Source organism: Rhodopseudomonas sp. BR0M22 (genome assembly GCF_010907035.1).
Taxonomy (GTDB): domain Bacteria; phylum Pseudomonadota; class Alphaproteobacteria; order Rhizobiales; family Xanthobacteraceae; genus Rhodopseudomonas.
This window is the reverse complement of sequence record NZ_QUMK01000066.1, coordinates 1-14,695: the sequence shown is the minus strand read 5'-3', so window position 1 is coordinate 14,695 and position 14,695 is coordinate 1. Positions and strand designations below refer to the sequence as shown.

General features: G+C 64.6%; 13 protein-coding genes. 10 read left to right on the top strand and 3 right to left on the bottom strand.

The window, feature by feature from the left end; translation table 11 throughout:
* Window positions 1-113 precede the first annotated feature (113 nt).
* The 6 genes from DY468_RS19390 (at window position 114) to DY468_RS19365 (ending at window position 6,839) form a co-directional block, all read left to right on the top strand.
* Window positions 114-617 (top strand): response regulator, encoded by a 504-nt coding sequence (locus DY468_RS19390; RefSeq protein WP_164606422.1) that lies wholly within the window; start codon window positions 114-116, stop codon window positions 615-617.
* Window positions 618-951: 334 nt separating this feature from the next.
* A complete protein-coding gene (locus tag DY468_RS19385; RefSeq protein WP_164606420.1) occupies window positions 952-3,774 on the top strand; it encodes a hybrid sensor histidine kinase/response regulator in 2,823 nt (940 codons plus the stop codon).
* 26 nt (window positions 3,775-3,800) lie between these two features.
* On the top strand, window positions 3,801-4,271 hold the full coding sequence (locus tag DY468_RS19380) for a chemotaxis protein CheW (RefSeq protein WP_205512548.1): 471 nt from the start codon (window positions 3,801-3,803) through the stop codon (window positions 4,269-4,271).
* A gap of 67 nt (window positions 4,272-4,338) precedes the next feature.
* Window positions 4,339-4,704 carry a response regulator gene (locus DY468_RS19375; protein WP_011157188.1) on the top strand — a complete coding sequence of 122 codons (366 nt, stop codon included), beginning with the start codon at window positions 4,339-4,341 and terminating at the stop codon, window positions 4,702-4,704.
* A 78-nt stretch (window positions 4,705-4,782) separates the two neighbouring features.
* A complete protein-coding gene (locus tag DY468_RS19370; protein ID WP_164606416.1) occupies window positions 4,783-5,964 on the top strand; it encodes a protein-glutamate methylesterase/protein-glutamine glutaminase in 1,182 nt (393 codons plus the stop codon).
* Complete coding sequence (locus tag DY468_RS19365; RefSeq protein WP_164606415.1) at window positions 5,961-6,839, top strand: CheR family methyltransferase; 879 nt, start codon at window positions 5,961-5,963, stop codon at window positions 6,837-6,839. Before DY468_RS19370 ends, DY468_RS19365 begins: the two co-directional genes overlap by 4 nt.
* A gap of 214 nt (window positions 6,840-7,053) precedes the next feature.
* Here DY468_RS19365 and ctrA read toward each other — a convergent pair whose 3' ends face one another.
* Window positions 7,054-7,755: a response regulator transcription factor CtrA gene (ctrA, locus tag DY468_RS19360; RefSeq protein ID WP_011157191.1), complete on the bottom strand. Its 702-nt coding sequence runs from the start codon at window positions 7,753-7,755 to the stop codon at window positions 7,054-7,056.
* A 367-nt stretch (window positions 7,756-8,122) separates the two neighbouring features.
* Here ctrA and fliI point away from each other — a divergent pair, with 367 nt between their 5' ends.
* The 4 genes from fliI to DY468_RS19340 all read left to right on the top strand — a co-directional run bounded on the left by fliI (window position 8,123) and on the right by DY468_RS19340 (window position 11,662).
* Window positions 8,123-9,448, top strand: coding sequence for a flagellar protein export ATPase FliI (fliI, locus tag DY468_RS19355; protein WP_164606414.1), 1,326 nt, complete (start codon window positions 8,123-8,125; stop codon window positions 9,446-9,448).
* Between the two features lie 108 nt (window positions 9,449-9,556).
* Entirely contained in the window at window positions 9,557-9,985 is a 429-nt protein-coding gene (gene fliJ / locus DY468_RS19350) for a flagellar export protein FliJ (protein WP_164606413.1), read from the top strand.
* Window positions 9,986-10,166: 181 nt separating this feature from the next.
* On the top strand, window positions 10,167-10,715 hold the full coding sequence (locus DY468_RS19345; RefSeq protein WP_164606412.1) for a sigma-70 family RNA polymerase sigma factor: 549 nt from the start codon (window positions 10,167-10,169) through the stop codon (window positions 10,713-10,715).
* Window positions 10,715-11,662: an anti-sigma factor gene (locus tag DY468_RS19340; protein WP_164606411.1), complete on the top strand. Its 948-nt coding sequence runs from the start codon at window positions 10,715-10,717 to the stop codon at window positions 11,660-11,662. The genes DY468_RS19345 and DY468_RS19340 overlap by 1 nt, the downstream gene beginning before the upstream one ends.
* 225 nt (window positions 11,663-11,887) lie before the next feature.
* Here DY468_RS19340 and DY468_RS19335 read toward each other — a convergent pair whose 3' ends face one another.
* Both DY468_RS19335 and flhA read right to left on the bottom strand, forming a co-directional pair.
* Window positions 11,888-12,088, bottom strand: coding sequence for a hypothetical protein (locus DY468_RS19335; protein WP_164606409.1), 201 nt, complete (start codon window positions 12,086-12,088; stop codon window positions 11,888-11,890).
* Between the two features lie 333 nt (window positions 12,089-12,421).
* Complete coding sequence (gene flhA, locus DY468_RS19330) at window positions 12,422-14,551, bottom strand: flagellar biosynthesis protein FlhA (protein ID WP_164606407.1); 2,130 nt, start codon at window positions 14,549-14,551, stop codon at window positions 12,422-12,424.
* Window positions 14,552-14,695 lie beyond the last annotated feature (144 nt).

Genomic DNA, 14,695 nt, shown 5'->3' with positions numbered 1-14,695 from the left:
AACCACTCGCGCAGGCGGAACTGCGATCGCGGGTCGTTGAGGTATCTTATTAACCCTGGGTTGCAGCAGGTCCGCTATAGCTCGGCGATCGGAGGATCTGGGAGGACCGAGCGATGCGGAGCGATCAATGTCCCGTCGGGGAGCATGCCGATCCACAAGCGGACAAGTTGCTCGGACTGCTCGATCTGCTCGTCGTCGACGACGATGCCACGCAACGCATGCTGATTGCCGGTGCGGCCGAAAAGGCCGGCTACATGGTGACCCATGCGGAGTCCTGTGCCGAGGGTACGGCGCTGGTCCGGGTCAAGCATTTCGACTGCATCACACTGGATCTGAAGCTCGAAGACGGTGACGGCGCCGACGTGATGCGGGCGATGGCGGCGGTCAAATACGATGGCCCGATGATCGTCATCAGCGGCATGAATTCGCAACATCGCCGCGCCTCGCGCGATCTCGCCAAGTCGCTCGGTATGGAACTTCTGCAGAGCTTTCCCAAGCCGATCGACCTCGCCGCGCTTCGAATTTCGCTCGCCAATCTACGCAGCACGGTGGCCGGACTGCCGATCGTGCATTCCTGGGGCGAAGTGTGCGGGCCCCGTTTCGAGCGCAACGGCTGATGACATCGGCGTGGCGCTGTAGCCGCTAAGGCGCCGCTCACGCCCGAAATGCCCACAGTCCAGAAAATTAGCAAAGGCGCGTTCGATTGGGTGCCCTGCGCGCGCGGGCCCTCGCGCTGGTAGCGATCCGATGTCGATGGTCATTCAATCGGACGAAGTCCTGCGGAGGCAGAGCGGGCCGCGATTTGGCGGGCTTAACTTCGTACTCCTACGTGGCGCAAAATTAACGAGAGCGTAGGCGGCAGGGCGCTAAGGCTGGCATTGGACGTCGTTCGCGCTCGCTGAGCCGAAGTCTGTCCGGTCGGCACGGGTTCAGGCGAGAGGCGTTACGCGTATGGACGATCTTCTTCGTGAGTTTCTGACGGAGACCTTCGAGAGCCTTGACACGGTCGACAATCAGTTGGTCCGGTTCGAGCAGGAGCCGAACAACGCGAAGATATTGGACAATATTTTCCGTCTTGTTCACACCATCAAGGGGACGTGCGGTTTTCTGGGGCTGCCGCGGCTGGAGGCGCTGGCGCACGCGGCCGAGACGTTGATGGGCAAATTCCGGGACGGGATGCCGGTGACCGGGGAGGCGGTGACGCTGATCCTGACCACGATCGACCGCCTGAAGGAGATTCTGACGCAGCTCGAAGCGACCCAGGCCGAGCCGGAAGGCGACGACGGCGATCTGAGCGGGGAGCTGGAGCGGCTGTCGATGCGCAGCGCGGAGGAGATCGCAGCCGAGCTCGGCGCGGCGCCGGAAGCTGTGGCCGAGGCCGAAGAGGAAGCCGAGACCGAAGCCGACTTGCCTGCCGCGGTGGTGGCGGCCAATTCCAATTCGACCGCAGGCACGCTGGTGGAGCAGACGCTGGAGCGTCCGCTGCGGCCGGGCGAAGTGTCGCTCGACGAGCTGGAGCGCGCCTTCCGCGAGACCGAGATCGAGATGGCCTCGCCGCCGCTGCAGCCGGTGGCCGAGGAGGCGCAAGCTGTGGCCGAAGCCGCGCAGCCCGAGCCGAAGTCGGCCGCCAAGCCGAAGACCGCCAAGCCCGCGGCCAAGAAGTCCGGCGGCGAAGCTGAAGGCGCGACCGAGGGCGGAGCCGGCGGCGGCGTCGCCAATCAGTCGATCCGGGTCAATGTCGATACCCTCGAACACCTGATGACGATGGTGTCGGAGCTGGTGCTGACCCGTAACCAGTTGCTCGAGATCAGCCGTCGCCACGAGGACAACGAGTTCAAGGTGCCGCTGCAGCGGCTGTCGACGGTGACGGCCGAGCTGCAGGACGGGGTGATGAAGACCCGAATGCAGCCGATCGGCAACGCCTGGCAGAAGCTGCCACGGATCGTGCGCGATCTGGCCGCCGAACTCGGCAAGCACATCGAGCTGGAGATGCACGGTGCCGACACCGAGCTCGACCGCCAGGTGCTCGACCTGATCAAGGATCCGCTCACCCACATGGTGCGCAACTCCGCCGACCACGGTCTGGAGAAGACCGAGGAGCGGGTGCGGGCCGGCAAGCCCGAGCAGGGCACCATCCGGCTGTCCGCCTATCACGAGGGCGGCCACATCGTGATCTGCATCGCCGACAACGGCCGCGGGCTCGACACCGAGAAGATCAAGGCCAAGGCGCTCGCCAACGGCCTGGTCACCGAGGCCGAACTCGAGAAGATGACCGAGGCGCAGATCCACAAGTTCATCTTCGCGCCCGGGTTCTCGACCGCCGCCGCCGTCACCTCGGTGTCGGGCCGCGGCGTCGGCATGGACGTGGTGCGGACCAATATCGACCAGATCGGCGGCACGATTGAAGTGAAGTCGGTGGCGGGCGAAGGCTCGGCCATCACCATCAAGATCCCGCTGACGCTTGCGATCGTGTCGGCGCTGATCGTGGAGGCCGGCGGCGACCGGTTCGCGATCCCGCAGCTGGCGGTGGTCGAACTGGTTCGGGCGCGGGCCAACTCCGAGCACCGCATCGAGCGGATCAAGGACACGCCCGTCCTCAGATTGCGCGACAAGCTGCTGCCGCTGATCCATCTGAAGAAGCTGCTCGGCATCGACGAGGGCACCAACAGCGAGCCGGAGAACGGCTTCATCGTGGTGACCCAGGTCGGCAGCCAGACCTTCGGCATCGTGGTCGACGGCGTGTTCCACACCGAAGAAATCGTCGTCAAGCCGATGTCGACCAAGCTGCGTCACATCGGGATGTTCTCGGGCAACACCATCCTGGGCGACGGCGCGGTAATCATGATCGTCGATCCGAACGGGATCGCGCAGGCGCTCGGCACCGCGGTGTCGGCGCAGCACGACATCTCCGATCAGGCGGCGGCGAGCCGCAACGCCTCGGCCGAACAGCTCACCTCGCTGCTCGTGTTCCGCGCCGGCTCGAACCAGCCGAAGGCGGTGCCGCTGTCGCTGGTGACGCGGCTGGAAGAGATCGCCTCCGACAAGATCGAGATGTCGAACGGCCGCTACATGGTGCAGTACCGCGACCAGCTGATGCCGCTCGTGCTGATGGAAGGCGTCACGGTGGCGTCCAGCGGGGTGCAGCCGATCCTGGTGTTCGCCGACGAGGACCGTTCGATGGGCCTTGTGGTCGACGAGATCGTCGACATCGTCGAGGAGCATCTGCACATCCAGGTCGGCTCCAGCCGCGAGGGCATTCTGGGCTCTGCGGTGATCAAGGGCCAGGCCACCGAAGTGATCGACGTCGCCCACTTCCTCCCCATGGCGTTCTCGGACTGGCTGTCGCGCAAGGAGATGAAGCAGGCGATGACCACGCGCTCGGTGCTGCTGGTCGACGACAGTGCGTTCTTCCGCAACATGCTGGGCCCGGTGCTGAAGGCGGCGGGCTACAAGGTGCGGGTGGCGACCTCTGCGGTCGAGGGCCTGTCGGTGCTGCGCTCGGGCGCGCAGTTCGACGTGATCCTGACCGACATCGAGATGCCCGAGATGAACGGCTTCGAGTTCGCCGAGACGATCCGGGCCGATGCCAAGATGTCGAACCTGCCGGTGATCGCGCTGTCGTCGCTAGTGTCGCCGGCGGCGATCGAGCGCGGCCGTCAGGCGGGCCTGACCGACTACATCGCCAAGTTCGACCGTCCCGGGCTGATCGCGGCGCTGAAGGAGCAGACCACGGCCCATACGACGCCCGAAGTGCTGGTGGAGCAGGCGGCATGAGCGAGACCAGGAAGGACACCCCCGCGATGACCCGCAGCATCGGCGCAATCAGCGGCAACACCACCCAGTTCGCCACCGCGATGATCGGCGGTCAGCTGTTCGGGCTGCCGATCTCCCGGGTGCAGGACGTGTTCATGCCGGAACGGCTGACCCGGGTGCCGCTGGCGCCGGACGACGTCGCCGGCGTGCTGAACCTGCGCGGCCGGATCGTCACCGCGATCGACATGCGGGCCCGTCTCGGCCTGCCCAAGAACGACGACGGCAAGCCGCCGATGGCGATGGGCGTCGATCTGCGCGGCGAATCCTACGGCCTTCTGATCGACTCCATCGGCGAAGTCCTGACCCTGCCGGACGAGGGCCGCGAGACCAACCCGGTCAACCTCGACCCCCGCATGGCATCCTTCGCCAACGGCGTCCATCGCCTCGACGGACAGCTCATGGTCGTCCTCGACGTCGACAAAGTCCTCGAAATCGCAAACCAACGTATCGCTGCTTAACGGCTGAGGTGGTCTCGGCTTAACCGCACGAACTGCCCAACCGGGCGGGAACTGACAGAGGCAGAAAATGAAGACATGTCTGGTGGTCGACGATTCGAGCGTGATCCGGAAGGTCGCGCGCCGCATCCTCGAGGGCCTCGACTTCGAAATCGTCGAAGCCGAAGACGGCGAGAAGGCGCTCGAAGCCTGCAAGCACGGGCTGCCCGATGCGGTTCTGCTCGACTGGAACATGCCGGTGATGGACGGCTACGAGTTCCTTCGCAATCTGCGCCGGATGCCGGGCGGCGATGCGCCGAAGGTGGTGTTCTGCACCACCGAGAACGACGTCGCGCACATCGCTCGGGCGCTGCATGCCGGCGCCAACGAGTACATCATGAAGCCGTTCGACAAAGATATCGTCACGGCGAAGTTTCAGGAAGTCGGCCTGATCTGACGGGGGTCGGAAGGTCGGTTTTGACGCCGCGTTCGGGGACGCGACGGGGAGTATAAGTATGCGTTGCGTCGGTGTTCTATGAGCGTAGCTTTGGCAGGTAGTCCCGCTACGAATTCGGCGCAATACGAGCCGTTGCGCGTGATGATCGTCGACGATTCGGTCGTCATCCGCGGCTTGATCTCGCGCTGGGTCGAAGCCGAGCCCGACATGGTGGTAGCCGCCTCGCTGCGCACCGGGCTCGACGCCGTCAACCAGCTCGAACGTGTGAAGCCCGACGTTGCGGTCCTCGATATCGAGATGCCGGAGCTCGACGGCATTTCGGCGCTGCCGCAACTGCTCGCCAAGAAGCGCGATCTCGTGGTGATCATGGCGTCGACGCTGACCCGCCGCAACGCGGAGATCAGCTTCAAGGCGTTGTCGCTCGGCGCTGCCGACTACATTCCGAAGCCGGAGACCACGCGCGAGCCGCAGGCCGCCGACATCTTCAAGCACGATCTGCTACAGAAGATCCGCTCGCTCGGTGGCCGGGTCCGGCGTCGTGCATCGGCCGCGCCTGCTGCACCGGTGATCGAGCGTGTACGCGATCCGCATCCGGCTCCGCTTGCGCCAGCCGCGCATACGCACCACACCGTTGCGAGCCAGGCGGCGCTGGCGAAGCGTTCGTTCGGCCCAACTGCGCCGCGGGTGCTGCTGATCGGTTCGTCGACCGGCGGTCCGCAGGCGCTGATGGCGGTGGTCGCTGAGATCGGGCCGGTGATCGACCGCTTCCCGGTGCTCATCACCCAGCATATGCCGCCGACCTTCACCACCATTCTGGCCGAGCACCTCGCGCGCGCGAGCCGGCGGCCAGCGCACGAAGGCATCGACGGCGAGGCGATCAAGCCCGGCAACATCTATCTCGCCCCCGGCGGCAAGCACATGCGCGTTGCCAAGCAGGGCGGCAGCCCGGTGATCGCGCTCGACGACGGACCGCCGGTTAATTTCTGCAAGCCCGCGGTCGATCCGCTGTTCATGTCGGCAATCGACGTCTGGCAGGGCGGCATTCTCGCGCTGGTGCTGACCGGCATGGGGTCGGACGGGATGCGTGGCGGCAAGGACATCGTCGCCGCCGGTGGCAGTGTGATTGCCCAGGACGAAGCCTCCAGCGTGGTCTGGGGCATGCCCGGCGCGGTCGCCAACGCCGGCGTTTGCGCCGCGGTGCTGCCGCTCAATCAGATCGGCTCGAAACTGGTGCGGCTGTTCGCGGGAGATCGGTCATGAATCCGGCCGACTACGAGTACCTGCGCAAGCTGCTGAAGGAACGGTCCGGCCTCGATCTGTCGTCCGACAAGCAATATCTGGTGGAGAGCCGGCTATTGCCGCTGGCGCGCCGGTTCAGCCTCGGCGGGATCGCCGAGCTGGTCCAGAAGATGAAGGGGATGGGCACCGAAGCGCTGATCGCCGACGTTGTCGAGGCGATGACCACCAACGAGACCTTCTTCTTCCGCGACAAGATGCCGTTCGATCATCTGCGCGACGAGATGCTGCCGGCGCTGCTTCAGGCGCGCGCGTCGCGGCGTTCGTTGCGGATCTGGTGCGCGGCATCGTCCACCGGACAGGAGCCGTATTCGATCGCGATGACGCTGAAGGAGCTTGGACCGGCGGTTGCCGGCTGGCGGTTCGAGATCATCGCCACCGATCTGTCGCCGCAGGTGCTGGCGAAGTCGAAGTCCGGGCTGTTCAGCCAGTTCGAGGTGCAGCGCGGCCTGCCGATCCAGCTTCTGGTGAAGTACTTCAAGCAGGCCGGCGAAGTGTGGGAGCTCAGCCCCGAGATCCGCGCCATGGTGCAGCATCGCCAGCTCAACCTGCTGCACGATTTCTCGTTGCTCGGTACTTTCGACATCGTGTTCTGCCGCAACGTGCTGATCTACTTCGACCAGCCGACCAAGGTCGGGATTCTCGAGCGGATCGCCAAGCGGCTCGAGCCCGACGGTTATCTGACCCTCGGCGCCGCCGAGACTGTGGTCGGCCTCACCGACGTGTTCAAGCCACACCTGTCGCGTCGCGGCGTGTATCTGCCGAACCTGAAGACGTCGCCGTCGATCGTGCCGTCATTGTCGGCGAACAGCAAGCTCAGCAGCCTGCGCGCCGGCTGACGCGCGGAGCCACGCCGGCTCTTCTTCCGCATCATTGCTACACACCCTTCGTCGTCATTCCGGGGCGCGAGCGCAGCTCGCGAACCCGAAACACGGCGTAGGGGAGCTGCCGCGGCCAGAGCAGGATCCGCAAAACAAAAACCCCGCCATTTGCGGCGGGGCTGGAGGTTCGCTCGGAAGGAGAGCGCCGGGTGGCGCTCCTGGGTAAACCGGGTCAGGCCGGGATGCGAACGTCGTCCTCGGACGGCTCGCGCAGCACGTAGCCACGTCCCCACACCGTCTCGATGAAGTTGCGGCCGTCGGACGCGTTGGCGAGCTTCTTGCGCAGCTTGCAGATGAAGACGTCGATGATCTTCAGTTCCGGCTCGTCCATGCCACCATAGAGGTGGTTGAGGAACATTTCCTTGGTCAGCGTGGTGCCCTTCCGCAGGGAGAGCAGTTCCAGCATCTGATATTCCTTGCCGGTCAGATGCACGCGCTGGCCGCCGACTTCGACGGTCTTGGTGTCGAGATTGACGACGAGGTCGCCGGTCTGGATCACCGACTGGGCGTGACCCTTGGAGCGGCGGACGATGGCGTGGATGCGCGCGACCAGCTCGTCCTTGTGGAACGGCTTGGTCATGTAGTCGTCGGCGCCGACGCCCAGACCCTTCACCTTGTCCTCGATACCGGCAAGGCCGGACAGGATCAGGATCGGGGTTTTGATCTTGGAGACGCGAAGCTGCTTGAGAACGTCGTAACCGGACATATCCGGCAAGTTCAGATCAAGCAGGATGATGTCGTAGTCGTACAGCTTGCCGAGGTCGACGCCTTCTTCACCGAGATCCGTCGTGTAGACATTGAAACTCTCGGATTTGAGCATCAATTCGATCGACTGCGCAGTCGCGCTGTCATCTTCAATCAGCAATACGCGCATGCCAGTCCCCTCTAAGCGCCGCTACGGGCGTCAGGCGTCCGCACACTTGCGGCACTGGAAACGCCTTTGAAGAACTGATTCGGATCCTGACGAGCAATGGTTAACAAAAACTGATTCGGCTCCGCAAGGTCCCGCCGTGCAATTTTTGTCGAATCGCACTAAGGTGTTGCGGAAAAGCAGTTTTTTGCTGACCGGTCCCTTCAAGTTCCACATTAAGAGGCGGGGCTAACCGACTCTTTCGACTCACCCTTCATTCTGATGGGCGAGCGTGCTCAGTTACCAAAGACAGTGACGCAATGATTAACGATGCGGGTAAACACGAAGTTAAGGTGACGGCCCCCGCGTCGAGGAACTTAAGGGTTTCGCAATGAAGGCCCTGGCGGAACAGATCGGAGACATCGACAGCGTCAATACGTATGGGCGTGTCGTCGGCGTGCGCGGATTGATGGTCGAGATCGCCGGGCCGATCCATGCGATGAGCGTTGGGGCGCGCATCGTCGTCGAGACCGGGGCCCACCGCTCGATCCCATGCGAAGTCATCGGCTTCACTGGCAACAACGCCATCGTGATGCCGTTCGCGGGGCTCGAAGGCGTGCGCCGCGGCTGCCGCGCGATCATCGCCAACGCTGCCGCTCAGGTGCGTCCGTCGCCGCACTGGCTCGGCCGTGTCGTCAACGCGCTGGGCGAACCGATCGATGGCAAGGGGCCGCTGGTGCAGGGCCCGTCGCCGATGTCGTTCCGTAATCAACCGCCGCCGGCGCATTCGCGCAAGCGGGTCGGCGCGCCGCTCGATCTCGGCGTGCGGGCGCTGAATACGTTTCTCACCTGCTGCCGTGGGCAGCGCATGGGTATCTTCGCCGGTTCCGGCGTCGGTAAGTCAGTGCTGCTGTCGATGCTCGCCCGCAACGTCGATGCCGCCGTCTCGGTGATCGGCCTGATCGGTGAACGCGGCCGCGAGGTGCAGGAGTTCCTGCAGGACGACCTCGGCGAGGAAGGCCTGGCGCGCTCGGTGGTGGTGGTGGCGACATCGGACGAGCCTGCACTGATGCGGCGTCAGGCAGCTTATCTGACGCTGGCGATTGCCGAATACTTCCGCGACAACGACAAGGACGTGCTGTGTCTGATGGACTCGGTGACGCGCTTTGCGATGGCGCAGCGTGAGATCGGGCTGTCCGCCGGCGAGCCGCCGACCGCCAAGGGCTATACGCCGACGGTGTTCACCGAGCTGCCGAAGCTGCTCGAACGCGCAGGCCCGGGGCTGGGCGAGGGCACCATCACCGGCATCTTCACCGTGCTGGTCGACGGCGACGATCACAACGAGCCGGTCGCGGACGCGGTCCGCGGCATTCTCGACGGTCATATCGTGATGCAGCGCGCGATTGCCGAGCGCGGCCGCTATCCGGCCATCAATGTTCTCAAATCGGTGTCGCGGACGATGCCGAAATCGGCCGACCCAGCCTATCTGCCGCTGATCAAGCGGGCGCGGCAAATCATGGGGACCTACGCCGATATGGAAGAGCTGATCCGGCTCGGCGCCTATCGTCCGGGCTCCAGCGCCGAGGTCGACGAGGCGGTGCGGCTGCACGAGCCGCTGGAAGATTTTCTGCGCCAGGGCAAGGACGAAGCGACCAGCCTGCAGTCGGGATATGCGCAATTGGAGCAGATCCTGAGTAATTCGGAAACGGAACGCTAACTTTGTCCGGTCATCATCCTTGGCAGATCAATCGATTTGCCGGTTGCCCCTGCGTGGCGGGCCGGCGATGTCCCGCGTTGAATTGGGACTTCTGGGGAGTACGAGTCGATGAAGTCACGTGACACGCTGATCCGCCTGAAGAAATTTCAGGTCGACGAGCGGCGCAGACGGGTTGCCCAGATCGAAGCGATGATCGCCGATTTCGAGCGGATGTCCGCCGATCTCGAGCGCGAAATCGTCACCGAGCAGGAACGCGCCGGTATCGCTGATCCGACCCACTTCGCCTATCCGACCTATGCCAAAGCGGCGATTCAGCGCCGGGAGAACCTGACCCGCTCCGCCGATGAACTGCGCGTGCAGCTCGAAGAGGCGCGGGGCCAGTTGTCGGAGGCGTTCGACGAAATGAAGAAGGTCGAGCTGCTCGACGAGCGCGATCAGGCTCGCGAGCGCGCCGAGGAAAGCGCCCGCGAACAGGCCGATCTGGACAGCATTGGCTTGATGCGGGCCAGGCTCGGCGGCGCCGGCGCCGTCGTCTGAGTTCTCTCATCGCCGCGTTGAGATCAAAACGCCCGGGCCGCACGGTCCGGGCTTTTGTTTGGCGTATCCACAAAGACTGCTGTGCCGTGGTGAATCGCTGCGCTGCAAGCTATGCTGACCAAATCCGGGCCGCTCGGCTCGGACGGGGACATGGCCGCAACGGCCATGATGAGGTCTCGGAATGCTATCGCCTGCTGAGTTGGTTTCGCTGATCGCCGCGGTCGCAGAGCGCGATCAGGACGCGTTCCAGCGACTCTACGAAGCCACCCGGGCGAAACTGTTCGGCGTGGTCCTCCGTATCTTGCGGCGACAGGATCTCGCCGAAGAAGTCATCCAGGACGCCTACGTCAAGATCTGGAACAACGCCGCACAGTTCGACTCCAAGGTCGCTTCGCCGATCACCTGGATGGCGTCGATCGCGCGCAATCGGGCGATCGACGTCGTGCGCAAGCGCGGCGAGGTGTCGATCGAGGAAGAACCCGCCGCCAACAATGTGGCGGCGGAGACGCCGGACCCGCTCGCGCGCCGTGAGATGACCGAGGAACTGAAACGGCTGCTGGAGTGCATCGGCCGGCTCGAGCCGGATCGGCAGAAGCTGGTGCTGCTGGCGTACTACAACGGTTGGAGCCGGGAGCAACTCGGCGCCAAGTTCGGTGCGCCGGCCAATACGATCAAGACCTGGCTGCGCCGCAGCTTGTTGGATGTTCGGGGGTGTTTGGGACTGACCTGATGGCCCATAGCGAAGACCATAGCGCGCTCGCCGCCGAATACGCGCTCGGCACTCTCGACGCCGCCGAACGGGCGGAAGCCGAGACGCTGATCCGTAGCGACGCGGAATTCGCGGAGCTCGTGACGGCGTGGGAGTACAAGCTCGGCGCGCTTAATCAGATGGTCGGGCTGGTCGAGCCGCGTGCCGAGGTGTGGGATCGGATCAAGGCGGCGATCGCCGCCGAGTCACAGCGCGCGCCGGTCTCGCCGCTGGCTGCGCCGCATCCAGATGTCGCGGCTGCGGGAGCGCTTGGTGCGCCCGGAGAGCCGATCTTGCCACGTCCCGCCAACGACCTTGGTCCCGTTCCCGCGAGCGAACCGACCGAACTCAGTCCGGAATCCAAGCGCGTCGTTCACTTCGCCAAGCGCGCTTACGTCTGGCGCGGTCTCGCCATGCTGTCGAGCGCCGCCGCGGCGGTCCTGCTGCTGGTGGTCGGCGCGCAGGTGTATCAGCCGGATGCGCTGCCCGATGCCCTGCGTCCACCGGTCCGCACCAAGGTGGTGACCGTCGAGGCGCCGCCGCAACCGATCCCGGCGCAGTACGTCGCGGTGTTGCAAAAGGACGGCGATGCGCCTGCGTTCATCCTCACCGTCGACGCCGGCACCAAGACGTTCACGGTGCGCCGCGTCGCCGCCACGCCGGAGCCCGGCAAGAGCTACGAACTCTGGCTGGTGTCCGACAAGCTGCAGAAGCCGCGTTCGCTCGGCGTGATCGGCGGTCACGACTTCACCGTCAATCCGGTGCTGTCCTCGTTCGATCCGGAGCTGGTCAACAAGGCCACTTATGCGGTGACGGTCGAGCCGGAAGGCGGTTCGCCGACCGGGGTCGCGACCGGTCCGATCGTGTTCACCGGCAAGCTGGTGGAGAGTGTCCCGTCGGAACCGACACCGGCAGCGCCGCCGAAGTAGTTTGGCCGGCGTTTCTATCAGCTGTCGATAGTTAGGCCTGATGACGGAGCGGCTGATATCAGCACGCCTCGTCGTTCAATTGGCGTCGTACAAAAGAAAAACGCCCGTGGGGAGCGGGCGTTTTCCTCGGGTCGTCACTTGGGGTGAGTGCGACCTCCTCAGCTCACGCGTTAGCCAGGGGGGCTATCCGGCATGCGTGAAGGCTGGAACTCTCATCGGATCGCTTCAGCGGATCACCATGGTCTCCGCCTTGGTGATCGCCATCGGCTTGCCGGCTTTGATCACCTTCGCGGTCTGAGTGTAGCCGTCGTCGGCGCCGAGGCGTGCAGTGATCCCGAGACCCGCCACCGCGATCCCTGCGACCAGAGCCACGGCCACAACCTTCAAGTGGGTGGTGCGATCGGCACTGTAGATCGAATGGTTCATGCGGAGCCTCCTGGTGTCTTTCTGTCCACCCTCGGAAATTCGTGTTTGCAATCCCGAAGCAGGTTCAAAGAACTCACGCAGAAAACGTAGGAAATCGCTCGGACGTTCCGTAGAGGTCATCACAAGCGCGTGAATAAGCGTGATAGTGCGCGAGAATGCAGTGCGAAACACTGACCTAATTTACTGAAAATTAATCAGATTGAAGCAGGTGCGGACAATTTGAACGATTCCGCCACTGTCGGTCCAACGATACCCTTTTGCTACGAGAGCTCTTGTCTGTTGCTCAAAAGTCGCGCAGCCGATGTTGCGGTGCGACAGCGCGGAACCGATTGGTCAGACGCTGCCGACGGTTTTCAGCCGGGCCCGCGGATGGATCTCGGCCTGCGACATCACAGTGGTCTGGGCGCGGAACCGCTCGACCAGCGAGCGGACGAACGGCCGGATCGAAGCCGACGTCACCAGCACCGGTGCCTCGCCTTCCCGGGCGGCCTGTTCGAATTTGTCGCGCACCGCGGTCATGAATTCCGACAGTTTCGACGGCGCCATCGCCAGGGTGCGCTCTTCGCCCTGGCCGATGATCGATTCGGCGAACGCCTGCTCCCATTTGGCCGACAGCGCGATCAGCGGCAGGTAGCCGTTGTAGGAGGTGTTCTGCGCGCAGATCTGGCGCGCCAGCCGGGCGCGGACGTGCTCGACGATGGTCGACGGATTGCGTGAGAACGCCAGCGCCTCGGCGACGCCTTCCAGGATGGTCGACAGGTCGCGGATCGAGACCCGCTCGGCGAGCAGAAGCTGCAGCACGCGCTGGATGCCGGACACGGTGATCTGGCTGGGCACGATGTCCTTGACCAGCTCGCTCTGCTCGCTCGGCAGGTCTTTGAGCAGCTTCTGGGTTTCGCCGTAGGACAACAGGTCGGACATGTTGGCCTTGAGCAGCTCGGTCAGATGCGTCGACAGCACCGTGGCGGCGTCGACCACGGTGTAGCCCTTCAGGGACGCCTCTTCCTTGAAGTTGGCGTCGACCCAGGTCGCGGGCAGGCCGAAGGTCGGCTCGGTGGTGTTGATGCCCGGCACCGTCACCTGGTCGCCGGCCGGATCCATCACCATGAACTGGTTCGGCCAGATCCGGCCGGTGCCGGCGTCGACCTCCTTGATCTTGATGACGTAGGTGTTGGCCTCGAGCTGGACGTTGTCGAGGATGCGCACGGCCGGCATCACGAAGCCCATCTCGATCGCCAGCGAGCGGCGCAGCGCCTTGATCTGCTCGGTGAGGCGGTCCTGGCCGTCGGGGCCGTTCACCAGCGGCAAGAGCGCGTAGCCGAGCTCGATCTTCAGGTCGTCGATCTTCAGCGCGGCGGCGATCGGCTCCTCGGCCACAGCACCTGCCGCGGCGGCGGCGGCCGCTTCCGGCGCCAATGCGGCCTGCGCCTTCTCGGCCGTCACTTCCGCCTTGCGCTTGCCAGCCTTGAAAGCGAGGAAGCCTGCGCCGCCGCCGAGCGCCAGAAACGGCAGCGTCGGAATGCCCGGCAGGGCGGCCAGCACCAGCATCACCGCGGCCGCCATGCCGAGCGCCTGCGGATAGCCCGACAACTGACCCATCATCGCCTTGTCGGCCGAGCCGGAGATGCCCGCCTTCGACACCAGCAGGCCCGCCGCGGTCGAGACGATCAGGGCCGGGATCTGCGTCACCAGGCCGTCGCCGACGGTCAGCAGCGTGTAGGTGCGGCCGGCTTCGCCGAACGACAGCCCCTGCTGCATCACGCCGATGACGATGCCGCCGATCACGTTGATGAACACGATCAGCAGGCCGGCGATGGCGTCGCCGCGGACGAACTTCGAGGCGCCGTCCATGGCGCCGAAGAAGCCACTCTCGTCCTCCAGCTCCTTGCGCCGGGCTTTCGCGGTAGCTTCGTCGATCAGGCCGGCCGACAGGTCGGCGTCGATCGCCATCTGCTTGCCGGGCATCGAATCCAGTTGGAAGCGTGCCGCGACTTCGGCGATACGGCCCGAACCCTTGGTGATGACCACGAAGTTGACGATGATCAGGATCGTGAACACGATGATCCCGATCACGAAATTGCCGCCCATCACGAAGCCGCCGAACGCCTCGATGACGTGACCGGCGGCCGCGGTGCCTTCGTGGCCGTGCGACAGGATCAGCCGGGTCGAGGCCATGTTCAGCGACAGCCGCAACATCGTCGAGATCAGCAGCACGGTCGGAAACGACGAGAATTCCAGCGGCGCCTGAATGAACAGCGACGTCATCAGGATCAGGATCGACAGCGTGATCGAGATCGCCAGGAACAGGTCGAGAATCAGCGCCGGCAGCGGCAGGATCAGCACGACCAGGATCGTCAGCACGCCGATCGCGAGCATCAGGTCGCCGCGCCGCAGGATCGCGATCATCTCTTTGATGCTGGGGATGCCGGACCCTGTGCCCTGGCCGACCGTGGTGTCCGTCATGTCCGTCGCCATCTCTCGCGTGTGTCGCTTGCCGCTGGGGCCGACGTGAGGCACCGCACTGGCGTCGACGGGGGATTCCCCGATGTTCGCTGCCGACGACACTTCGGTTCACTGGGCAAAATTTGCCCGGTGCATGGTTAGCAA